Genomic DNA, 21,095 nt, shown 5'->3' on the forward strand with positions numbered 1-21,095 from the left:
CCTTCCTAGACGACTGTCGTCTAGGAAGGAACGATAGCCGACCTCACATCATTTCGTCAGTGGTGGGGATCAGGACCGTCTTCACCTCGGTGTACGCCTCGATCGCGGTGCGCCCGCCCTCGCGGCCCAGCCCGGACTGGCCGAACCCGCCGAACTCCACGTGCGGTTCCAGCTGGTAGCCGTTGATGCCGACCGTACCGGCGCGGACTGCCCGGGTCAGCCGCATCGCCCGCCGCACGTCGCTGGTCCAGACCGTGGCGGCCAGCCCGTACGACGTGTCGTTGGCCAGCCGGATCGCCTCGTCCTCGTCGGTGAACGGGACCACCGCCAGGACCGGCCCGAAGATCTCCTCGCGGGCGATGGTGTGGTCGTTGCTCACGTCGGCGAAGACCGTCGGCTGGACGAAGTTGCCGGACGCCAGCTCGCCGTCCGCCCGGCCGCCGCCGGTGACCAGCCGGGCACCCTCGGCCCGGCCGCGCTCGATGTAGCCGAGGACCCGGTTCATCTGCCGCTCGTTGATCAGCGGGGACGCGGTGGTCTCCGGGTGGAACGGGTCGCCGTAGTTGACCAGGGCGGCCATCGCCTCGACGATCGCCAGGAACTCGTCGTAGACCTCGCGGTGCACCAGCGCCCGGGTGTGCGCGACGCAGGCCTGACCGGAGAGGCCGAGGGTGACCGTGCCCATCGTGGTGGTGGCGGCCGCATAGACGTCGGCGTCGGGGAAGACCAGCGACGGGCTCTTGCCGCCGAGTTCCAGGCTGGTACGCCGGATCCCGTTCGCCGCGGCCTCGAGGACCTTGCGGCCGACCGCACGGCTGCCGGTGAACGTGATCTTGTCGACCAGCGGGTGGTTGATCAGCGCGTCGCCGGTGGGCTCGCCGGGGCCGGTGACCACGTTCAGCACGCCCGGCGGCAGGCCGGCCTCCTCGACGATGCGGGCCAGCCGCAGCGCGGAGAAGGTGGCGAACTCGGACGGCTTGAGGACCACGGTGCACCCGGTGGCGAGGGCGGGTGCGAGTTTCTGGGCGGCGAGCAGCAGCGGACCGTTCCACGGGATGATCGCGGCGACCACGCCGATCGGCTCGCGCAGGGTGAGGACCAGATGCTCACCACCCTGGTAACCGGGTAGCGTCTCGCCGCCGATCTTGTCGACCCAGCCGGCGTGGTGGTCGAAGACGTCCGCGACGCATTCGACAGACATCGCGTACGTCTCCCCGAAGCTCACCGGGACCCCGTTGTCGAGGGCCACCAGCGCCTGGAGCTCGGTCGCGTGCGCCCGGATCTCGTCGGCGATCCGCCGCAGGATCCGGATCCGCTCCTTGGCCCGCATCCGTGGCCACGGCCCCTCGTCGAACGCGCGGCGAGCAGCGCCGACTGCCGCGTCCACGTCCACAGCGGTCGCGACGGCGAACGCACCGACGTCCTCGCCGGTGGCCGGGTGCGGATGCGTCCACGTGCGACCGTCGGCCGACGCCTGCCATGTCCCGCCGACCAGCAACTCCCCGGTGGACAGACCCATCTCGTCACGCTTCGTCTTGATCGAGAGAACCACGCGGCACCTCCGCCGACAGAAACTGGAACTCGTTCTATTTCTGCGGAGGGTACGCCGCGCCCCGGAACTCCGCCAGGTACGCCGGCCACTCTCCGCCGCCGTGCACGGCGAGGGCGGCGCCGCTCACGTACCCGGCCAGCGGCGAGCAGAGCAGCAGGCACGCACCGGCCACGTCACCGGGGACCGCGGGCCGGCCCAGCGGCACGACCCCGGCCGCGAGCCGGGGATCGAGCGGGCCGACGATCAGGCTGTTGACCCGGACCAGGGGCGCCCACTCCACCGCCAGGGTGGTCGCCAGGTGGTGCAGGCCGGCCTTGGCGGCGCCGTAGGCCGCGGTACCGGGTGAGGGCCGGGTGCCGCTGACGCTCCCGACCATCAGGATCGACCCGCCCTCGGGCTGATCGCGCATCACCGGGTAGGCCGCCTGCGACACGTGCAGCGGCGCGATCAGGTTCAGCTCGATCACCTTGGCGTGCAGCCGCGGCGAGGCCTCCCCGGCCGGCACCTGCGGGCTGCCGCCGGCATTGTTGACCAGCACGTCGAGGCGCCCGAACCGGTCCACCGCGGCACCGATCAGCGCGGCGGCCTGCTCCGGGTCGCGCACGTCGGCCCGCATGAAACCCGGCACGTCCGACGGCGAGCGCCCGCAGACCAGCACGTCGGCCCCGGCGGCCCGGAAGGCGTGCGCGATGGCCGCGCCGATGCCGCGGGTGCCGCCGGTGACGACCACGGCCCGGCCGGTGAAGTCGAGAGGGTCCATCGGCTGAGCCTAGCTACCCAAGCAAGCGCTAGGTTAGGCTTCGCGGCATGGGCGTGCACCTGCAACGCGGCGCCGTCGCCGAGGTGGTGATCGACTTCCCGCCGGTCAACGCGGTCCCGGCGGCGGGCTGGCACGCGCTGGCCGAGGCGCTGACCGCCGCCGGCGCCGACCCGCGCACCCGCGCCGTCGTCCTCGCCGCCGACGGCCGCGGCTTCTGCGCCGGCGTCGACATCAAGGAGATGCAGCGGACCGAGGGGCACGGCGCGCTGCTCGCCGCCAACCGGGGGTGTGCCGCGGCGTTCGCGGCGGTCTACGACTGCCCGGTGCCGGTGATCGCCGCGGTGCACGGTTTCTGCCTGGGCGGCGGTGTCGGCCTGGTCGGCAACGCCGACCTGGTGGTGGCCTCCGACGACGCCACGTTCGGGCTGCCCGAGGTGGACCGCGGCGCACTCGGTGCGGCGACGCACCTGGCCCGCCTCGTTCCGCACCAGCTGATGCGCACCATGGTCTACACCTGCCGGCCGGTCACCGCGCGGGAGCTGCACCGCTTCGGGACGGTCCTGGAGGTGGTGCCCGCAGCCGGTCTCCGCCGCGCCGCGACCCGTGTCGCCGAGGAGATCGCGAGCAAGGATCCGCTGGTCATCAGGCGGGCGAAGGAGTCGCTCAACGGGATCGACCCGATCGACGTGAAGCGCTCCTACCGGTTCGAGCAGGGCTTCACCTTCGAGCTCAACCTCAACGGCGCGGGAGACCGGGCCCGGCAGCGATTCGTCGACGGCGGACAGGGGGCGGGCGAATGAGGGTCAGCATCAACGACGTCGTGGGCGAGCTGCGTGACGGCATGACCGTCGGCGTCGGCGGCTGGGGATCACGCCGCAAACCCATGGCGCTGGTCCGGGCCATCGCCCGGTCCGGCCTCAAAGATCTGACCCTGGTGACGTACGGAGGACCCGACGCCGGAATCCTGCTCGCTGCCGGGTGCGTGAGCCGCGTGGTCACGGGCTTCGTGTCGCTGGACAGCATCCCCCTGGAACCGCACTTCCGGCGGGCCCGCAGCGCCGGCACCGTCGAGCTGACCGAATACGACGAGGGGATGCTCTACTGGGGACTGCTCGCGGCGGCGAACCGGCTGCCGTTCCTGCCGATCCGGGCCGGCCTCGGCTCCGACGTTCTGCGGATCAACCCGACGCTGCGGACGATCCGCTCCCCCTATCCGGACGACACCGAGCTGGTCGCCATGCCCGCGGTCCACCTCGACGTCGCGCTGATCCATCTGAACCGGGCGGACGCCGCCGGCAACGGCCGCTACCTCGGCCCGGACCCGTACTTCGACGACCTGTTCTGCCTGGCCGCGAAACGCCGTTTCCTCTCCTGCGAGCGGATCGTGAGCACCGCGGAGCTGGTGGGGAGCGGTCCGCCGCAGACGTTGCTGGTCAACCGGTCGATGGTCGACGCGGTGGTCGAGACACCGCACGGGGCGCACTTCACCAGCTGCGAACCCGATTACGGGCGGGACGAGGCGTTCCAGCGGGAGTATGCGACAGCGGATTGGGAGACGTTCCGGGCCCGCTACCTCGACTCGGACGAGGCCGGCTATCAGCGGGCGATCAGGCACGTTCCGGCGGCTTCTGGACAGCCGGCGGTTCCGCGATGACCAGGGCGGACGTGTGCGTGGTGGCGTGTGCCGAGGCGTGGCGTGGTGACGGGGCGGTGCTGGCGAGCTACGCCGGGCTGATTCCGAAGCTCGGCGCCCGGCTGGCCCAGCTCACCTTCTCCCCCGACCTGCTGGTCACCGACGGTGAGGCCACCCTGCTGCGGGACGAGCAGGTGGAGGGCTGGTTGCCATATCGGGCGGTCTTCACGATGGTCGCGGCCGGCCGGCGGCACGTGATGATGGGTGCGAGCCAGCTCGACCGGTGGGGCAACCAGAACATCTCCTGCATCGGCGACTGGCACCGGCCCACATCGCAGCTGCTCGGTGTGCGCGGTGCACCCGGGAACACGGTCAACCATCCGACCAGCTACTGGGTTCCACGGCACTCGCCCCGCGTGTTCGTCGAGCAGGTTGACATGGTGTCCGGGATTGGTCACGACAGGGGCGCGTACGAGATCCGCCTGATCGTCACCGACCTCGCCGTGCTCGACTTCGCCACCCCCGACCGGTCGATGCGGCTGCGCTCGGTCCACCCCGGCGTCACCGTGGACGACGTCGTCACCGCCACGGGATTCCCGCTGACGATCCCGGACGAGGTTCCGCGGACCCGCGAGCCGACGGCCGAGGAGCTGTCGCTGCTGCGCGAGCACCTGGACCCGGACGGCCTGCGGGAGGGAGAGGTCCGGTGAGGACGGCGCTCACCGATCTGCTCGGCTGCCGGCATCCGATCGTGCAGACCGGTATGGGGTACGTGGCGGGAGCCGGCCTGGTCTCGGCGGTCTCCGGTGCCGGCGGATTCGGCATCGTCGCCTCCGCCACGATGAGCCTCGGCGAGCTGCGGGACACCATCCACCGGATCAGGGAACGGACCGGGGCACCGTTCGGCGTCAACCTGCGCGCCGACGCGCCCGACGCCCGCGAGCGCGTCGACCTGCTGATCCGGGAGAAGGTCAGGCTCGCCTCGTTCGCCCTGGCACCGGACCGCGACCTGATCCGCCGGTGCGCCGGCAACGGGGTGCTCACGATGCCGTCGGTCGGTGCGCGCCGGCACGCCGAGAAGGTGGCCGGGTGGGGCGCCGACGCGGTCCTCGTGCAGGGCGGCGAGGGCGGCGGGCACACCGGTGCGGTGCCGACGACCCTGCTGTTGCCGCAGGTGGTGGACGCGGTGGGCATCCCGGTGGTGGCGGCGGGTGGCTTCTTCGACGGGCGGGGGCTGGTGGCGGCGCTCGCGTACGGGGCGGGTGGCATCGCGATGGGTACCCGGTTCCTGCTCACCGCGGAGAGTCCGGTGGGGATGCGGGTCAAGCAGCTCTATCTGGACGCGCCGGTGACGGGGACGGTGGTCACGACAAAGGTGGACGGTGTGCCGCATCGGGTGCTGCTCACGCCGTACATCAAGAATTTGGAACGATCGGGGAGGGTGACCGCGCTGCTGAGGTCGGCCCGGCACGCGGTCGCGTTTCGCCGGCTCGCCGGGCTCTCGTGGCGGCAGGTCGTGCGTGCCGGGCGCGCGGCACGGCACGGACGCGAGCTGAGCTGGGCGCAGACCATGATGGCGGCGAGCACGCCGGTCCTGTTGCGCACGGCGATGGTGGAAGGGCGTCCGGAGTACGGCGTGATGTCCGCGGGTCAGGTCGCCGGAGTGATCGATGATCTCCCGTCGTGCGCCGAGCTGATCGACCGGATCATGAAGGAGGCCGCCGCGGTGCTGGAGAGGGTCAACAGCGTTCGATGATCGCTTTTGCGGCCGGCTTCAGACTCGCTCGATGATCGTCACGTTTGCCTGGCCGCCGCCCTCGCACATGGTGAGCAGGCCGTAGCGTCCGCCGCCGCGCTCGAGTTCGTGCAGCAGGCCGGTGAGCAGGCGTGCCCCGGTTGCGCCGAGCGGGTGTCCGAGAGCGATCGCTCCGCCGTTGACGTTCACCTTCGCCGGGTCGGCGCCGGTCTCGCGCAGCCAGGCCAGCACGACACTGGCGAAGGCCTCGTTGACCTCGAAGCGGTCGATGTCGGCGATCGTGAGGCCGGTGCGGCGCAGGGCGTGCGCGGTGGCGGCGATCGGTGCGGTCAGCATCAGGATCGGGTCGTCGCCGCGGGCGGAGATGTGGTGGATGCGAGCCCTCGGCGCCAGGTTGTGGCGGCGCACGGCCCGGCGGGAGGCGACCAGCAGCGCGGCGGCCCCGTCGGCGATCTGGCTGGAGGTGGCGGCTGTGGTCAGCCCGCCCTCGCGGAGGGGCTTCAGCGCGGCCATCTTCTCGGCCGAGGTGCCACGGCGTGGGCATTCATCCGTTTCGTCGCCGACGATCTCGTCCTGGACGTGGGCTTTCAACGCCTTCTCGTGGGATTCGAGCGCGAACTGCTCCATCTCGGTGCGGCTGATCGCCCACTTCATCGCGATGTCGTCAGCGCTCTTGAACTGGCTGATCTCTTGATCGCCGTAACGGGCGGACCAGCCGGTGGAGCCCCGGTAGGGCCCGTCGGGAGTCATCGCGCTGCCGATCGGCACCTGGCTCATGCTCTGCACCCCGCCGGCCACCACCAGATCCGCGGTGCCGCTCGCGACGGCCTGAGCGGCGAAGTGGACCGCCTGCTGACCGGAACCGCACTGCCGGTCGACTGTCACGCCGGGAACATGTTCCGGAAGCCCGGCAGCAAGCCAAGCTGTCCGGGCGATGTCGCCGGACTGCGGGCCGAGCGTGTCGACACAGCCGAGCACCACATCGTCGATCGCGGCCGGATCGGCGCCCGTCCTCGCCAGCACCGCGCTGATGACACCACCGGCCAGATCAGCGGGATGCACGCCGGAGAGGATGCCGCCGCGACGGCCGACCGGGGTGCGCGCCGCACCAACCAGAAACGCGTCCACTGTTGACGACCTCCCGCAGGCTCGGTCTACTAGTAGAACGTGTTCTAACTTACTCCCTACTCGTACCCCTTACTTTTTACTCTCCTCTCGCGGAGCGGGGCGACTCATGCAGGTGGGCTACACGCCGGAACAGGATCAGCTGCGCGCACGACTGCGGGACTACTTCTCGGAGTTTCCCGACTTCTCCCTGGACGACAGCTCGAGCTACCGCGAGGCGATCCGGCGGCTGGGCCGCGACGGCTGGCTGACCACCGACGGCCGTTCCCTCATGGACCAGCTCATCTTCGCCGAGGAGGCGGCCCTGGCCGACGTCCCGGTGCCCTTCCTGACCCTTTACACCGTGGCGCCGACCATCGCCCGGCACGGCACCCCCGAGCAGAAGGCCGGCCTGCTCCCCCGGATCGCCGCCGGCGAGGTGCACTTCTCCATCGGCTACTCCGAACCGGAAGCCGGCACCGACCTGGCCGCCCTGCGCACCCGCGCCGTCCGCGACGGCGACCACTACGTGATCAACGGCCAGAAGATGTGGACCAGCCTCATCCAGTACGCCGACTACATCTGGCTGGCCTGCCGCACCGACCCGTCCGCCGAACGCCACCGCGGCCTGTCGATCCTGATCGTCCCGACCGACTCCCCCGGCTTCTCCTGGACCCCGGTCCACACCGTCGCCGGCCACTCCACCAGCGCCACCTACTACGAGGACGTCCGCGTACCGGTCTCCGCCCTGGTGGGTGAGGAGAACCAGGGCTGGCGCCTGATCACCAACCAGCTCAACCACGAACGGGTGGCCCTGACCCCGGCCGCCCCGCTACAGCGCGCCCTCCGCGAAGTGACCGCGTGGGCCAGGTCCACCGGAACGATCCGCCACGAGTGGGTCCGCCTGCACCTGGCCCGCGTACACGCCCGAACCGAGGCCCTGAAGCTCTTCAACTGGCGCGTGGCGGCCTCCTCGGCGGCCCTGTCCCCCTACCAGGCCAGCGCCGGCAAGGTCTACGGCACCGAACTCGCGATCGAGGCCTACCGCCTCCTGATGGAAGTCCTCGGCCCAGCCGCCCTGATCCGCGACGACTCCCCCGGCTCCCTCCTGTCCGGCCGCATCGAGCGCATGCACCGAGCCGCCCTGATCCTCACCTTCGGCGGCGGCACCAACGAGGTCCAGCGCGACATCATCGCCGCCGGCGCCCTCAACCTCCCGGTCCGGCGATAGGAGCCCCATGGATTTCGAGCTCAGCGGCGAGGCCCACGAACTGGCCACCCTCACCCGAGACCTGGCCGGCTCGGGCCGCCCACTCTGGCCCGCGCTGGCCGACGCAGGCGTCCTGACCGCTGCCCTGCCCAAACAATCCGGCGGTGAGGGCTTCGGCCTCCTCGAACAGTCAGCCATCCTCACCGAACTCGGCCGCCACGCCTCCCCGGTCCCCTACCTGACCTCGATCACCACCGCGGCCTCGACCCTGGCCCACTTCGACCCGTCGTTCACCTACCAGAACGCCACAGTCCTGGCCCTGGCCCTTGCTGATGCCGCTCCCTCGCAAGCCCCGCTGGTCCACGGCATCGTCCCGTCACCCACCGCCGTCCTCGTCCCTTCCTCATCCGGGCTCTTCCTCCTGGGTCCCGGCCTCTCGATAGAACCCGAGCACGTCGAGGGCGGCACCGGCACCGGCATCCTGCGCTCCCCACTGCCCACGGCTCCCCACATCGCCGGCCCCACCGCCGCCGGCTGGATGCGAGCCCGCCTGACCGTCGGCGCCGCCGCCTACCAACTGGGCGTGGTCGAACGTGCCCTGGAGATGACCGCCGACTACGCCCGAACCAGGGTCCAGTTCGGCAAACCGATCGGCTCCTTCCAGGCCGTCTCCCAGCGCCTGGCCGACGCCTACATCGACGTCGAGGCCCTACGCGTCGCCCTCCGGCAGGCCGTCTCCCACCTCGAAGCCGGCCAATCCGCCACCGCCGAGGTGGCCACGGCCGGCTTCTGGGCGGCCGAGGCCGGGCACCGGGTCCTGCACACCGCGGTCCACGTGCACGGCGGCGTCGGCATCGACCTGGACTACCCGCTGCACCGGTACTTCCTGGCCGCCAAGTACCACGAGTTCCTCCTCGGCGGCGCGACCGCCCAACTGCTAGCCCTTTCCGAGGTGCTGACGTGAAATTCTCCCTGGGTATCGCCCTGAGCCCCCTCGACCAGCTCACCGAACTCGCCCGCATCGCCGAGGAGGCCGGGTTCACCTCGATCGCCCTGCCCGACTCGCTCTTCTACTCGGAACACGTGTCCGCCTCCTACCCCTACACACCCGACGGCCGCCGTTTCTGGGACGCCGACACCCCCTGGGTCGACCCGATGGTGGCCGCCGCCGCGATGGGCGCCGTCACCACCCGGATCCGCTTCTACACCCAGGTCCTCAAACTCGACCCGCGCAATCCGGTACTACTGGCCAGGCAGGTCGGCTCGGTGGCCAACCTGACCGGCAACCGCTTCGGCCTCGGCGTCGGCCTGGGCTGGTCACCGGAGGAATCCCACTGGTGCGGCACCCCGTTCCGGGACCGCGGCCGCCGCGCCGACGAGGCCATCGAAGTGCTGCGCCAGATCCTCGCCGGCGGCATGACCGAGTTTCACGGCAAGCACTTCGACTTCGAGAAACTCCAGATGAGCCCCGCACCCACCGAACCCGTCCCCTTCTACATCGGCGGCCACACCGACCCCGCCCTCCGCCGAGCCGCCCGCATCGGCGACGGCTGGTCCTCGGCCATGATGAAGTTCGACGACCTGCGCACGACCATCGACCAGCTCACCGAACTCCGAACCTCCTACGGCCGCGCCGACCGCCCCTTCGAGATCCAGGCAGTGTGCATCGACCGCTTCGGCCTCGACGGTTACCGCGCCCAGGAATCCATCGGCGTAACCGACGCCATCGTGGTCCCGTGGCGCCGCTTCGACGCCCCGCTGGAGGAGAAGCGCAAAGCCCTCCACCGCTTCGCCGAGGAGATAATCAGCCCGATGGCCGCGTGACAAACTTTCAGCGAGGGCAGAGACACTTGCCGGCAAGGTTCATTGCCAAAGCTCACTGTCGACGCTCTCACCGTGCATCTTTGCGCTGGCGATGCACAAATCCTCGCCGAAGAGCTGATTCCCGCCGGTAGCACTGCCCCAGGCCTCATCAGCGAGCCCCGCGAGCACCCGGTGGGAACACTCCTCCTCGACCCGCCACACCCGAATCTGCCGAGCCATCTCCATGGTCACCCGCAGATCCCACACCTGCACCGGCTCAGGGTTCATGGCGAGAGCGTATCGGCCGCAACCGTCCTCCGAGCTCCACCAGCAAGCGGCAAGCTGACCGAAGCCGAGCTCAAGAAACACCGTCGAACGCCTCGTCCACGTCCGCCGCCGTCAGCCCGAAATCGGCCAGGTCGTAGCGGTGCGCTTCCCGCGTACCCCCAAGATTTTCCTGCATTGCAGCCCGCGCCGCCGCACTGAGCCCGACCCCCAGACGATCGTAGATCGTGGCAATTGTCCCCATCGGATCCGCGACAAAGTCCGCATAGCGCACGTCGATGAATTGCGCCGGGTCATACCCGGCCCGATCCGCACGAAAGCGGCGCAGCCCACGCGCCCAAAGCTCCAACTGCGCCCGCCCCACCACCTCCCCTTGAAACACGCTCGACCACCCCCGCGCCGCATGCGCGTTGAGGCTGCACACCGACGCGATGGCCGTGCGCGGATCCCGGTGCGTCTGGATGATCACCGCGTCCGGATAGACCGTGAGCAGGGCATTCAGGGCGAACAGATGGCTCGGGTTCTTCAGCACCCAGCGCCGCCCCTGATCCGGCAGGCCGATCAGCTGGAGGTTGCGGCGATGCCTGCGGTAGGCCGCCGTCCAGTCGTGGCCGGCCAGCCACGCCGAGTAGGACGGGATGTGCGCGGTGCACTCGAACGACACCGAGGTCATCGACTGGCAGAAGATCCGCCAGCACTCTTCGACCTGCTCAGGGCCCATGTAGTGGATGCCCGTGAGCTCCGGATGGTCGGCATAGGCCGCTCTCATCAGCGCGAAGACCGGATGGTCGTCCCAGGTGGCGCGCGGCGGGCGTGGTTGCGGAACTTCGGTGAGCCAGTGTTCGGGGCCCTGGTGGGCGGGGTCGGCGGTCAGGAGCCGGTGCAGGGCCGTGGTCCCGGTGCGCGGCAGGCCGGTGACAAAAATCGGTCGCGGCAGCGCGACGTCGGCATGCTCCGGGTGCTGCCGCCAGGCGGCCTCCGCCAGCAGGCGGGAGACCAGGGCGGAGCGCAGCAGGCCGCGGGTCTGCTTGCTGCCGGCGGGGGTCAGGCTCGCCTGATTCGCGTACGCGGAAAGCAGCACCCGCAGCCCGGACAGATAGTCGTCCCCGCCCCCGAAGTCGTCCAGGCCGGTCATCCGCGTCGCCGAGGCGTGCAGGTCCTCGACCGTGCCGACGTCGGTCCGCTCACTGGCTGTCAATGAGCCTTTTTCAACGTGGCGAGGGCCTCGGCCGCCGGCGCCGGACAACGGCCCGGCGGCTTCAGGCCCGATGCCGGGTTGAAAATTGCTCAATGGTGGAACTCCCCGCAGTTGACGTCGAGGCACGCCCCGGTCACCGCGCGCGCCATGTCGGAGGCGAGGAACAGCACCGCGTCGGCGACCTCGTCCGGTTCCGGGAGCCGCCGCAGGTCGGTGGTGGCCGCCACCTCGTCGTAGATCTGCCGAGCGGGCACCCCCCGCTCCGCCGCCTGATACTCGAACCAGGCCCGCAGCACGTCCGACCAGATCCAGCCGGGCAGCACCGAGTTGACCCGTACGCCCTTCGGCCCGAGCTCACTCGCCAAGTTCTGCGCGACCGCCAGCAACCCCGCCTTCACCACCTTGTACGGCCCGAACGGCTTACGGGAGTGCCGCAGCACCGCCGAGTTGACCACCACGACCGCGCCGCCGGCCTCGATCAGGGCCGGGGCGCACAGCCGGATCGTGTTCAGTGCGGCGAGCACGTTGACGTCGAAGCCGGACCGCAGGTCGTCGAGGTCCACCCTGGTCAGGCTGCGCATCGGCGGCATCGCGAAGGCGTTCTGCACCAGCGCGTCGATCCGCCCGAACTCGGTCACGGCGGCCTCCACCAGCCGCGCCACGGCGGTCTCGTCAGCCAGATCGGCCGGCACCGGCAGCGCACGGTGGCCGGTCGCGGCGATCTTGCCGGCGACCTCGGTGAGCAGCGATTCCGTACGGGCGGCGAGCACCACGTCGGCACCGTTCTGCGCGGCGCGGATCGCGATCGCCTGGCCCAGGCCGGGACCGACCCCGGCGACGAGTACCACCTTTCCGGCGAGTAGCACGACTACCCCAGCATCCGGTTCGCGGTGGCGGCCTGGCGCGCGGCGATCCGCTCCCGGTACTCCTGTTCGCTGATCGCCTCGTAGAACGGCAACCGCTTCGGCAGGTCGTCCACGGCGACGATCTCGACCTTCGGGCCGTCGGTGTCGAGGAGCGGGCGGGACAGCCGCTGCCAGCGCAACTGCACGTAACCGCGGCGGTGCCCGGTGCGCTCCAGCCAGTTGGTGACGCCGGGGTTCCGCTCGCTGATCACATACCGGATCAGCCCGTCCGGGTCGATGCGCGCCTGCGCCGCGGTGAGGCTGGTCTGGTGGTTGATGTAGTCCAGCGAGACGTACCACATGCTGCCGAGCTGAATGCCCTGGTAGGGGGCGTCGGACGCGGGCACCGTGACGATCATGGCCTGGTCGTCGTCCAGGTCGTAGTGCCCGACTGACGAGTACTGGGTGGACAGTCCGCCGGGGGTCGGCCGCGGCGGCGTGAGCGTGTTGACCGGCAGGCCGAGGTAGAACCGTTCGGCGAAGGCGAGGAACGTCCGCAGCCTCGAGATCAGGATTTTGCCCGCTACGCCGTACCGCTGGGTGGTCTTCTCGAGGGTGAGTGGCCGCGGCGCCGAGCCGATCGTGTCGGGCCGGTGGATGCGCAGCGTGCCGGGCCGTTCCACGGCCCAGTCGTTGAAGACCTCGCGGACCACGAGCATTGCCGCCTTCGGCGCCGGACCGATTTTGATCGTGTACGAGCCATCCGGCGCGATGTCGATCTCGCGGTCGTCGAAGGCGGCGAGGCTGCCCGGCACCTCGACCGGCGAGTAGTCACCGTCCAGGGTCTGGAAGCTCAGGTCGACGGTGCTGCCGCGGACGCCGGTGACGACGTACTCGGCGTCGTCACGTAACCAGGCGTGAAAGTAGAGGGTGTCCGGGTTGTCCAGGCCCATCTTCGTGTAGGGCCCGGTGGATCGGACGAAGTAGGGGAAATCCCGCTCGAACGCCCAGGCCATCTGGATCGAGGCCCGGATGCTGCCGGCCAGGTATTCGTAGCCCTCGACGAGGTCGGTGTCGCCGAGCACGTGCGGCGCGCCGGTGATGATCTTCTCGGCGGCCGTGATGGCTTCCGCAAGCGGCTGCGTGAGCATGTCCGGAGCCTAGAACGAGTTCTAATATTAGGTCAACGTCGCTGCTGATTCTTGCGATAACGTGTTCCAGTGGAATCGATGCGTGCGTACCGGATGACCGGTTGGGGCGAGCCGCCGCGAGCGACCACCGTGCCGGTGCCGGCACCCGGGCCCGGCGAGGTCCTGGTGCGGGTGGCGGGCTGCGGCCTGTGCCGCTCCGACCTGACGATGCGGCAGATGCCGCAGATCGTCGGCGAGAAGCTCGGCTGGCGGATGCCGTTCACGCTCGGTCACGAGACGGCCGGCCGGGTGGCCGCGCTGGGCGCGGGCGTCGAGGGGCTCACCCCGGGCGAGGCGGTCGCGCTGATCTCACCCGCCAGCTGCGGCAGCTGCCACTCCTGCGTGCGGGGCCACGACAGCATGTGTCCGCACAGTCTCACCGGCCGGGGGTACGGGCGAGACGGCGGCCTGGCCGATTTTGTGCTCGCCGACGCACGGCGCGGTGTGGTGCCGCTCGGTGATCTCGATCCGTCGCACGCTGGTCCCCTGATGGACGCCGGCGCGACGGCGTATCACGCTGTGCGACGGGTCCTACCCCTCCTCGGTGCGGGCGGGCGCGTCGCGGTCGTGGGTGCCGGCGGGCTGGGCGCCTTCGCGGTGCAGTTCCTGCGGGTGCTCAGTGGAGCCTCGGTCGTCGCCGTGGATCCGTCCGCCGACCGCCGGGACCACGCGGTCGCGGTCGGAGCCACCTCCGCGCTCGCGTCCCTCGACCGCACCCGTTTCGAAGCGGTCCTCGATTTCGTGGGCACCGACGACACGATCGCGGCGGGCATCAGGGCGGTGCGGCCCGGCGGGGCGTTCGGGCTGATCGGGTCGGCGGGCGGGCGGCTGACCGCGCCGTGGTTCGGGACGCTGCCCCGCGACGGTGCGGTGTTCACCTTCCAGGGGTCGTCGATCGCCGACGCGCAGGAGGTGGTCGCCCTGGCCCGGGCCGGCGCCATCCGCAACCAGGTCGTCCCGTTCCCCTTCGCGGAGATCGATCAGGCCTATGCGCAGCTCGCCGCCGGGACACTGGCCGGCCGCGCCGTGATCATGGTCGACGACAACTCGCGCGACGGCTGATTCCCTTGCCGGAGTCGGGAACTGACGGGAATCGGCCAGGGAAACTGGCTTGACCTGAACCTCGGGTGAGGTGGCACCTTGCCGGTATGAGCATGGAGATGGCGGCGTGGAACTCGATGTATCACGCCATGAACCAGCAGGACGACAAACGACCGTTCAAGCTCGCGACGCTGCGCCGGATCGCGCGGTTCGCCCGGCCGCATCGGCGCGCGCTGACCGGGTTCCTGATAGTGAGCGTGGTCGCGGCGTTCCTGGCCGTGGCCATACCGGTACTGGCCGGCCGGGCGGTGGACGCGATCGTCGACGGCAAGGACACCGATCTGGTGATCGGGCTGGCCGTGGCGATCGGGGTGTTCGCGTTGCTCGAGTCCGGTCTCGGGCTGGTGCAGCGGTGGTTCTCCTCGAACATCGGTGAGGGGCTGATCCTCCACCTGCGTACCGCGGTGTTCGATCATGTGCAGAAGATGCCTGTCGCGTTCTTCACGCGTACCCGGACGGGCGCCCTGGTCAGCCGCCTCAACAACGACGTCATCGGCGCGCAGCGGGCGTTCAGCGACACCCTCTCCGGCGTGGTCGGCAACATCGTCGGCCTGGTCCTCACGCTGATCGTGATGATCGGCATCTCGTGGCAGATCACGCTGCTGTCGCTGCTCCTGCTGCCGGTCTTCGTGCTGCCCGCCCGCCGGACCGGTGGCCGCCTGGCCAAGCTGGAGCGGGAGGCGGCTGAGCACAACGCCGCGATGAACACGCAGATGACCGAGCGGTTCTCGGCGCCGGGCGCGACGCTCGTCAAGCTCTACGGCCGGCCCGGTGCCGAGTCGGCCGAGTTCGCCGCGCGCGCGAGCCGGGTGCGGGACATCGGGGTACGCACCGCGATGGCCCAATGGGTGTTCCTGACCGCGCTGGTGTCGGTCTCCGGTGTCGCCACCGCCCTGGTCTACGGCCTCGGCGGTTACTACGCGCTGCGCGGGCAGCTGGAGCCGGGCGCCGTCGTGGCCCTCGCCATCCTGCTCACCCGCCTCTACGCACCGCTGACCTCGCTGGCCAGCGCCCGCGTGGAGGTGATGAGCGCCCTCGTCAGCTTCGAGCGGGTCTTCGAGGTGCTCGACCTCAAACCGCTGATCGAGGAGAAGCCGGACGCCCGCCCGGTCCCCGACGGTCCGGTGTCGGTGGAGTTCGACGCGGTGCGGTTCGCGTACCCGTCGGCCGACAAGGTCTCGCTCGCCTCGCTGGAGGAGGTCGCGACGCTGGACACCCGCGGTGGTGTCGAGGTCCTGCACGACGTGTCGTTCCGCGCCGAACCGGGCCAGATGATCGCGCTGGTCGGCTCCTCCGGCGCCGGCAAGTCCACGATGGCCTCCCTGCTCCCCCGCCTCTACGACACCGGCGAGGGCGCCGTGCGCCTGGCCGGCGTCGACGTCCGCGACGTGACCGCCGCCTCCCTGCGCCAGACCCTCGGCATGGTCACCCAGGACGGTCACCTCTTCCACGACTCGGTCCGCGCCAACCTCCTGCTCGCCAACCCCACAGCGACCGAAGAGGAGATCTGGGAGGTGCTGCGCCGGGCCCGCATCGCCGACCTGGTCGAGTCCCTGCCCGACGGCCTCGACACCGTCATCGGCGAACGCGGCTACCGCCTCTCCGGCGGGGAACGGCAGCGCCTCACCATCGCCCGCCTGCTCCTCGCCCGCCCCCGGGTGGTGGTCCTCGACGAGGCGACCGCCCACCTGGACTCCACCTCCGAACAGGCGGTGCAGGCCGCCCTCGGCGAAGCCCTCACCGGCCGGACAGCAGTGGTCATCGCCCATCGCCTTTCCACAGTTCGCGCCGCCGACCAGATCCTTGTCATCGAAGAGGGCCGCGTGGTCGAAAGAGGCACTCACGCCGAATTGCTCGCCGCTGACGGGCGCTACACCGAGCTCTACCGCACCCAGTTCGACCAGGGAAAAGTCGCCGATCACCTGGCCGCATCGAACTGATCATCCGGCCGGGAATTGCATTCTCAGAGATCCATATCACGTCTATGAAATCGAATCCGTGTTACGGTTGGCGACCCACCTGATCTGCAAATCTCTCGATTTCCCGGATTTTCCGTCTGCGGCGGCTCGACTGGTTCAGCGGGCCGTCGCAGGCGGGAGCACGCTGGTCGTGGTTCTGTGCTAGGTTGACTGTGTTGCAGTTTTGATTTCCGAAGACGTTTTGACGCCTGACTGGTGATCTGTTTCCCGTCGGGCTTTTTTCGTCGGTACCCGGGTTCGCCCGGTGGTGGTCATCAAATGCGGCGACGCGAGGTTCCGCACGGTGCGGGGCCTCAGTAGCTTGCGAGGAGAAACATCATGGCCACCGGTACCGTGAAGTGGTTCAACGGCGACAAGGGCTTCGGCTTCATCACCCAGGACAGCGGCGAGGGTGACGTCTTCGCCCACTTCTCCGCGATCGCCACGAGCGGCTTCCGCACCCTCGAGGAGAACCAGCGCGTCGAGTTCGACGTGACGCAGGGCGCCAAGGGCCTGCAGGCGGAGAACATCCGCCCCCTCTGATCCAACTTTGACGGCGGCCTCCCCTGCGGGAGGCCGCCGTTTTTTGCACCCCGGGCCGGGCGGGGACGCCGGCCGGGGCAAGCAGGCGCACACGGTGCTGCGGCGCAGGGCAGCAGCCGCACACGGTGCGACCGGGCGGGGCGAGTGGGCGCACACGGTGCGACCCGGTGGGCAGCACGTCTGACCAGCTGGGGTAGCCGCACACATTGGGGTTCCGTGCGCTCTGACAAGGCCCCTGACATGGGTAAACGCACACACAACCCCAACGCGCGCGCCCGTTTCCCCCCAGCCGGTCGCACCGTGTGCGTCTGCTCGCCGCGAGGTCACACCGTGTGCGTCGGCTCGCGCCGCCGGGTCGCACCGTGTGCGCCTGCTCGCCGCGAGGTCGCACCGTGTGCGTCTGCTCGCCGCGAGGTCACACCGTGTGCGCCTGCTCGCCGCAAGGTCACACCGCGTGCGCCGGTCGGATCGGGTGGGGCTGGTGGTCAGGTGAGTTTGGCGAGGCGGGCGAGGGTTTCGTCGGCTTCGGTGATGAGGTCGGTGAGGACTGCGGCGACGGGGCGGACCTCGTTCATGCGGCCGACGATCTGGCCCACGGGCATCGGGACCACCGTTGGATCGCCGGATTCCATCAGGCGGTCGTGGGCCTGCGAGACCAGGAGGTTCTGGAGCGGCATCGGCAGGGGCTGGGGAGCCGACGGGTCGTTCCAGGCCTCGGTCCAGCGGTTGCGCAGGAGGCGGGCGGGCTTCCCGGTGTAGATGCGGCTGCGCACGGTGTCGCTGGAACCCGCGGCCAGGAGGGCCTCGCGCAGGGCCTGGCTGGTCTGATATTCGGCCGTGCCCAGCCACACCGAGCCCATCCAGACGCCGCGGGCGCCCAGTGCCAGAGCCGCGGCGATCTGGCGGCCGCTGCCTATGCCGCCGGCGGCCAGGACCGGGATCTCGGCTCCGACGGCGTCGACGATCTCGGGGATCAGAACCATGCTGCCGATCTCGCCGGTGTGACCACCGGCCTCGTAGCCCTGTGCCACCACCAGATCGACGCCTCCGGCCAGGTGGCTGCGGGCGTGATCGGCGCGGCCGGCCAGGGCGGCGACCAGCAGGCCGTTGCGGTGGGCGTGGTCGATCACGTCGGCGGGCGGCGGGCCGAGGGCGTTGGCGATCAGTCGCGGCGGGTGGGTGAGTGCGACCTCCACATGGGTACGGGCGACCGAATGCAACCACCCCAGCACCCCGGCACGGCGGGACTCGTCCACACCCAGTGGGGGTACGCCCAGCCGCATCAGGGTCCGCTCGACGAAGTCGCGATGTCCGGGTGGGATCAGCTCGTTGAGGTCCGCGGGGGTGCCCTCGGTCGGGATCTTGCCGGGCATGACGATGTCCACCCCGTACGGGCGGCCGTCGAGCTCACGGTCGAGCCAGGTGAGGACCTGGTCGAGTTCGTCGGCGTCGTTGAAGCGTACGCAGCCGAGGACGCCGAGCCCGCCCGCCTTGCTGATCGCGGCGACCACGTGCTCGGACGGGCTGAACCCGACGATCGGGACGTCGATGCCGAGCAGGTCGCAGAGGTCAGTTCGCACGGCCGGCGCCTCCGTCAGCAGGGAAAGCAGCGGGAGAAACAGCGGGAGAAGCGCCCGGCGAAACGGTGGGCGACGTGGGAGGAGAAGCGGGAGGAGAAGTGCCGGGAGAACTGGTGTGGGAGGCGGTGTGGGAAGTGGCGTGGGAGCGGGCGTATTCGTGAGCCCACCGGTAATCGGCTTTGCCGCTGATGGTGCGGGAGATCTGGTCGACGAGCCAGACGTGGCGGGGGACCTTGTATCCGGCGATCCGTTTGCGGACGTGGAGTTCGAGATTGTCGAGCTCTAGGCGTACCCCTGATCGGGGTTGGACAAGAGCGACCACCCGCTGGCCCAGCAGATCGTCCGGAGCGCCTATCACCAGGGCGTCGAAGACGTCCGGATGCGCCTTCAGCGCACCCTCCACCTCCTCGGGGAAAACCTTCTCCCCGCCCGTGTTGATGCAGGTGTTGCCTCGGCCCAGCAGCGTTATGGTGCCGTCTTCCTCGAGCCGCGCCAGATCGCCGGGAATCGCGTAGCGGGCGCCGTCCACCTCGGTGAGCAGGGCGGCGGTCTTGACCGGATCCTTGTAGTAGCCGAGCGGGACATGACCGCCGCGGGCGAGCCTGCCGATCACGCCCGATGGCGCCTTCCTGCCGTATTCATCGATGACGATGGTGTTCGGGCCGGGCATCACGCGGGGGCCGTCGACCGCGCCGCCCTCGACGTCGGCGACGATACCGAGACCGGCGAAACCGGTCTCCGAGGAGCCGATCGCGTCGGTGATCATGACGCCGGGCAGCGCCTCCAAATACTGGCGTTTCACCGACGGGGAGAACAGGGCCGCGCTGGAGGAGACGGAGACCAGCGACGAGCCGTCGTGCTTGTTCGCCAGGAACTCCTCGATGATCGGGCGGGCCATCGCGTCGCCGATCAGCACCACCACGTTGACCTGGCGTTCCTCGATGGTCCGCCAGACCTCGGCGGGGTCGAAGTGCGCCAGTACGACGACGGTGTCGCCGCCGAAGAGCGCGGCGAGGGCGGCCCACTGTGCGTTGCCGTGGATCAGCGGGGCCAGGCAGAAGCGGGTCATCGGTGGCATCTCGGTGCCGCGTTTCGTCTGCGCCCACTCGTCCTCGAGCGGTACGCCGGAGAGGAAGTCGATGCCGCCGCCGAGCACCCGCCACACGTCCTCGTGCCGCCAGATGACGCCCTTCGGATAGCCCGTGGTGCCGCCGGTGTAGAGCAGGTAGATGTCGTCGCCGGAGCGTTCGCCGAAGTCACGGCCGGGTTGGCCGGCGGCGAGGGCCTCCTCGTACGGCGTTCCAGCGGCGTCATCGGTGGTGCCGTCCGGCAGGGTGACGACGGTGTGCAGGCCTGGCGCGGAGGGCAGCACCGCGGCGACCCGGGCGGCGAACCCGCGGTCGTGGATCAGGGCCTTGAGCTCGGCGTCGGCGAAGAGATATTGCAACTCGTTCTCGACGTACCGGTAGTTGACGTTGACCACCACGGCGCGCAGCTTGTACACCGCGATCATGGACACCACGGCCTCGATCGAGTTGCCCGCGTACAGTCCGATGTGGTCGCCCTCGGCCACTCCATGATCTTGCAGGAAGTGGGCGAGGCGGTTGGCTGCGTCCTCCAGCTCCGCGTATGTCAGTTCACGCGCGCCGCAGGCCACCGCGACACGGTCGGGAAAGGCGTCGACCGCGTGCTCGAACAGGTCCGCAATATTGGCCGCCATCCCCAGAAAGTAGAACCTGTTATCGTTCCGGGCAAGCCCCGTAGGCGATCTGAGGAGAACCCGGTGGATGCCCTCGTCGAACAGCGCGGACCGATCCTGATCGTCACGATGAACCGGCCGCACGTCCGCAACGCCCTCTCCCCCGAGATGATGGCCGTGATGCGCGAGGCCTGGGACCGGGTCGACGCCGACCCGGCGATCCGCGTCGCGATCCTCACCGGTGCGGGCGGCTCGTTCTGCGCCGGCGCCGACCTGCGGGCGATGACCGAGTCCCATCCCGGCGACGACTTCGGCAACGGAGCCGTCGACCTGTCCCGGATCGACGCGCTGCTCAAGGGCCGCCGGCTGAGCAAGCCGCTGATCGCCGCCGTGGAGGGACCGGCCGTCGCCGGCGGTACCGAGATCCTGCAGGCCACCGACGTGCGGGTGGCCGGTGAGAGCGCCCGGTTCGGCGTCTCGGAGGCGCGCTGGGGACTGTTCCCGCTGGGTGGTTCCGCGGTGCGGCTGCCTCGCCAGTTGCCGTACACGGTGGCGGCCGACCTGCTCCTCACCGGACGGCACCTGACCGCTGCCGAGGCTTTCACGGCGGGCCTGATCGGGCACGTCGTACCGGACGGCCAGGCGCTGGCCAAGGCGCTCGAACTGGCGTCGCAGATCGCCGCCAACGGTCCCCTTGCCGTGCAGGCGATCCTGCGCACCATCCGGGAGACCGAGGGGATGCCCGAGAACGAGGCGTTCGCCGTCGAGTCGAAGATCGGGATGCAGGTGTTCACCAGCGAAGACGCCAAGGAGGGGCCGCGCGCCTTTCTCGAAAAGCGACGTCCCGACTTCCACGGGCGCTGATAAATCGGTTGCCG

The 21,095-nt window shown here is 70.1% G+C and carries 19 protein-coding genes and 1 pseudogene; 11 read left to right on the forward strand and 9 right to left on the reverse strand.

The features are described 5' to 3' along the window. Positions 1-43: 43 nt before the first annotated feature. Both ACFQV6_RS07275 and ACFQV6_RS07280 read right to left on the reverse strand, forming a co-directional pair. Positions 44-1,552, reverse strand: a complete 1,509-nt coding sequence (locus tag ACFQV6_RS07275) for an aldehyde dehydrogenase family protein (RefSeq protein ID WP_378026561.1) — start codon at positions 1,550-1,552, stop codon at positions 44-46. Positions 1,553-1,586: 34 nt separating this feature from the next. Then, positions 1,587-2,312: an SDR family oxidoreductase gene (locus tag ACFQV6_RS07280; protein ID WP_378026562.1), complete on the reverse strand. Its 726-nt coding sequence runs from the start codon at positions 2,310-2,312 to the stop codon at positions 1,587-1,589. Positions 2,313-2,359: 47 nt separating this feature from the next. Here ACFQV6_RS07280 and ACFQV6_RS07285 point away from each other — a divergent pair, with 47 nt between their 5' ends. The 4 genes from ACFQV6_RS07285 to ACFQV6_RS07300 are packed head-to-tail and all read left to right on the forward strand — an operon-like array spanning position 2,360 to position 5,701. After that, positions 2,360-3,112 carry an enoyl-CoA hydratase family protein gene (locus ACFQV6_RS07285; protein ID WP_378026563.1) on the forward strand — a complete coding sequence of 251 codons (753 nt, stop codon included), beginning with the start codon at positions 2,360-2,362 and terminating at the stop codon, positions 3,110-3,112. Continuing rightward, a complete protein-coding gene (locus ACFQV6_RS07290) occupies positions 3,109-3,966 on the forward strand; it encodes a CoA transferase subunit A (protein WP_378026564.1) in 858 nt (285 codons plus the stop codon). The genes ACFQV6_RS07285 and ACFQV6_RS07290 overlap by 4 nt, the downstream gene beginning before the upstream one ends. Continuing rightward, on the forward strand, positions 3,963-4,655 hold the full coding sequence (locus ACFQV6_RS07295; protein ID WP_378026565.1) for a CoA-transferase subunit beta: 693 nt from the start codon (positions 3,963-3,965) through the stop codon (positions 4,653-4,655). Before ACFQV6_RS07290 ends, ACFQV6_RS07295 begins: the two co-directional genes overlap by 4 nt. Continuing rightward, positions 4,652-5,701 (forward strand): NAD(P)H-dependent flavin oxidoreductase, encoded by a 1,050-nt coding sequence (locus ACFQV6_RS07300; protein WP_378026566.1) that lies wholly within the window; start codon positions 4,652-4,654, stop codon positions 5,699-5,701. The genes ACFQV6_RS07295 and ACFQV6_RS07300 overlap by 4 nt, the downstream gene beginning before the upstream one ends. A gap of 18 nt (positions 5,702-5,719) precedes the next feature. Here ACFQV6_RS07300 and ACFQV6_RS07305 read toward each other — a convergent pair whose 3' ends face one another. Further along, the gene (locus tag ACFQV6_RS07305) at positions 5,720-6,829 is read right to left on the reverse strand and encodes an acetyl-CoA C-acetyltransferase (RefSeq protein WP_378026567.1); all 1,110 of its coding nucleotides are present in this window, start codon (positions 6,827-6,829) and stop codon (positions 5,720-5,722) included. Positions 6,830-6,935: 106 nt separating this feature from the next. On the opposite strand from ACFQV6_RS07305, the gene ACFQV6_RS07310 reads away from it, so the two are divergent. From ACFQV6_RS07310 to ACFQV6_RS07320, 3 genes are read left to right on the forward strand one after another with little or no spacing between them, the layout of a single operon-like run. Further along, positions 6,936-8,036 (forward strand): acyl-CoA dehydrogenase family protein, encoded by a 1,101-nt coding sequence (locus ACFQV6_RS07310; RefSeq protein WP_378026568.1) that lies wholly within the window; start codon positions 6,936-6,938, stop codon positions 8,034-8,036. A 7-nt stretch (positions 8,037-8,043) separates the two neighbouring features. Continuing rightward, positions 8,044-8,979 carry an acyl-CoA dehydrogenase family protein gene (locus ACFQV6_RS07315; RefSeq protein WP_378026569.1) on the forward strand — a complete coding sequence of 312 codons (936 nt, stop codon included), beginning with the start codon at positions 8,044-8,046 and terminating at the stop codon, positions 8,977-8,979. Beyond that, positions 8,976-9,839: a TIGR03619 family F420-dependent LLM class oxidoreductase gene (locus ACFQV6_RS07320; protein ID WP_378026570.1), complete on the forward strand. Its 864-nt coding sequence runs from the start codon at positions 8,976-8,978 to the stop codon at positions 9,837-9,839. The genes ACFQV6_RS07315 and ACFQV6_RS07320 overlap by 4 nt, the downstream gene beginning before the upstream one ends. Before the next feature lie 39 nt (positions 9,840-9,878). Here the strand turns inward: ACFQV6_RS07320 and ACFQV6_RS07325 are convergent, their stop codons facing one another. The 4 genes from ACFQV6_RS07325 to ACFQV6_RS07340 all read right to left on the reverse strand — a co-directional run bounded on the left by ACFQV6_RS07325 (position 9,879) and on the right by ACFQV6_RS07340 (position 13,297). Further along, positions 9,879-10,106, reverse strand: a complete 228-nt coding sequence (locus ACFQV6_RS07325; protein ID WP_378026571.1) for a hypothetical protein — start codon at positions 10,104-10,106, stop codon at positions 9,879-9,881. Positions 10,107-10,176: 70 nt separating this feature from the next. Continuing rightward, complete coding sequence (locus ACFQV6_RS07330) at positions 10,177-11,238, reverse strand: sulfotransferase family protein (RefSeq protein ID WP_378026572.1); 1,062 nt, start codon at positions 11,236-11,238, stop codon at positions 10,177-10,179. 152 nt (positions 11,239-11,390) lie between these two features. Next, positions 11,391-12,167, reverse strand: a complete 777-nt coding sequence (locus tag ACFQV6_RS07335; RefSeq protein WP_378026573.1) for an SDR family oxidoreductase — start codon at positions 12,165-12,167, stop codon at positions 11,391-11,393. Positions 12,168-12,169: 2 nt separating this feature from the next. Further along, positions 12,170-13,297 carry a hypothetical protein gene (locus tag ACFQV6_RS07340; protein ID WP_378026574.1) on the reverse strand — a complete coding sequence of 376 codons (1,128 nt, stop codon included), beginning with the start codon at positions 13,295-13,297 and terminating at the stop codon, positions 12,170-12,172. 78 nt (positions 13,298-13,375) lie between these two features. Between ACFQV6_RS07340 and ACFQV6_RS07345 the strand changes: the two genes are divergently transcribed. From ACFQV6_RS07345 to ACFQV6_RS07355, 3 genes are all read left to right on the forward strand, one after another. Continuing rightward, entirely contained in the window at positions 13,376-14,398 is a 1,023-nt protein-coding gene (locus ACFQV6_RS07345) for an alcohol dehydrogenase catalytic domain-containing protein (protein ID WP_378026690.1), read from the forward strand. 86 nt (positions 14,399-14,484) lie between these two features. Next, entirely contained in the window at positions 14,485-16,377 is a 1,893-nt protein-coding gene (locus ACFQV6_RS07350; RefSeq protein ID WP_378026575.1) for an ABC transporter ATP-binding protein, read from the forward strand. A gap of 357 nt (positions 16,378-16,734) precedes the next feature. Continuing rightward, on the forward strand, positions 16,735-16,938 hold the full coding sequence (locus ACFQV6_RS07355) for a cold-shock protein (protein WP_378026576.1): 204 nt from the start codon (positions 16,735-16,737) through the stop codon (positions 16,936-16,938). 485 nt (positions 16,939-17,423) lie between these two features. Here ACFQV6_RS07355 and ACFQV6_RS07360 read toward each other — a convergent pair whose 3' ends face one another. Both ACFQV6_RS07360 and ACFQV6_RS07365 read right to left on the reverse strand, forming a co-directional pair. Further along, positions 17,424-18,518 (reverse strand): NAD(P)H-dependent flavin oxidoreductase, encoded by a 1,095-nt coding sequence (locus ACFQV6_RS07360; protein ID WP_378026577.1) that lies wholly within the window; start codon positions 18,516-18,518, stop codon positions 17,424-17,426. A 130-nt stretch (positions 18,519-18,648) separates the two neighbouring features. Beyond that, positions 18,649-20,238: pseudogene (locus ACFQV6_RS07365) on the reverse strand (acyl-CoA synthetase); the annotation flags it as partial. 63 nt (positions 20,239-20,301) lie between these two features. Between ACFQV6_RS07365 and ACFQV6_RS07370 the strand changes: the two are divergent. Beyond that, the gene (locus tag ACFQV6_RS07370; protein WP_378026578.1) at positions 20,302-21,081 is read left to right on the forward strand and encodes a crotonase/enoyl-CoA hydratase family protein; all 780 of its coding nucleotides are present in this window, start codon (positions 20,302-20,304) and stop codon (positions 21,079-21,081) included. Positions 21,082-21,095 lie beyond the last annotated feature (14 nt).

This window comes from Actinoplanes sp. GCM10030250, from assembly GCF_042666575.1.
Classification (GTDB): Bacteria; Actinomycetota; Actinomycetes; order Mycobacteriales; family Micromonosporaceae; genus Actinoplanes.

Bases quoted from the DNA above. Each gene is read 5' to 3' on its own strand.
- ACFQV6_RS07330 (WP_378026572.1), bottom strand. From the start codon at position 11,238: ATGACCGGCCTGGACGACTTCGGGGGCGGGGACGACTATCTGTCCGGG.
- ACFQV6_RS07295 (WP_378026565.1), top strand. From the start codon at position 3,963: ATGACCAGGGCGGACGTGTGCGTGGTGGCGTGTGCCGAGGCGTGGCGT.
- ACFQV6_RS07350 (WP_378026575.1), top strand. From the start codon at position 14,485: ATGAGCATGGAGATGGCGGCGTGGAACTCGATGTATCACGCCATGAAC.
- ACFQV6_RS07315 (WP_378026569.1), top strand. From the start codon at position 8,044: ATGGATTTCGAGCTCAGCGGCGAGGCCCACGAACTGGCCACCCTCACC.
- ACFQV6_RS07340 (WP_378026574.1), bottom strand. From the start codon at position 13,297: ATGCTCACGCAGCCGCTTGCGGAAGCCATCACGGCCGCCGAGAAGATC.
- ACFQV6_RS07345 (WP_378026690.1), top strand. From the start codon at position 13,376: ATGCGTGCGTACCGGATGACCGGTTGGGGCGAGCCGCCGCGAGCGACC.
- ACFQV6_RS07310 (WP_378026568.1), top strand. From the start codon at position 6,936: ATGCAGGTGGGCTACACGCCGGAACAGGATCAGCTGCGCGCACGACTG.
- ACFQV6_RS07325 (WP_378026571.1), bottom strand. From the start codon at position 10,106: ATGAACCCTGAGCCGGTGCAGGTGTGGGATCTGCGGGTGACCATGGAG.
- ACFQV6_RS07290 (WP_378026564.1), top strand. From the start codon at position 3,109: ATGAGGGTCAGCATCAACGACGTCGTGGGCGAGCTGCGTGACGGCATG.
- ACFQV6_RS07355 (WP_378026576.1), top strand. From the start codon at position 16,735: ATGGCCACCGGTACCGTGAAGTGGTTCAACGGCGACAAGGGCTTCGGC.
- ACFQV6_RS07285 (WP_378026563.1), top strand. From the start codon at position 2,360: ATGGGCGTGCACCTGCAACGCGGCGCCGTCGCCGAGGTGGTGATCGAC.
- ACFQV6_RS07280 (WP_378026562.1), bottom strand. From the start codon at position 2,312: ATGGACCCTCTCGACTTCACCGGCCGGGCCGTGGTCGTCACCGGCGGC.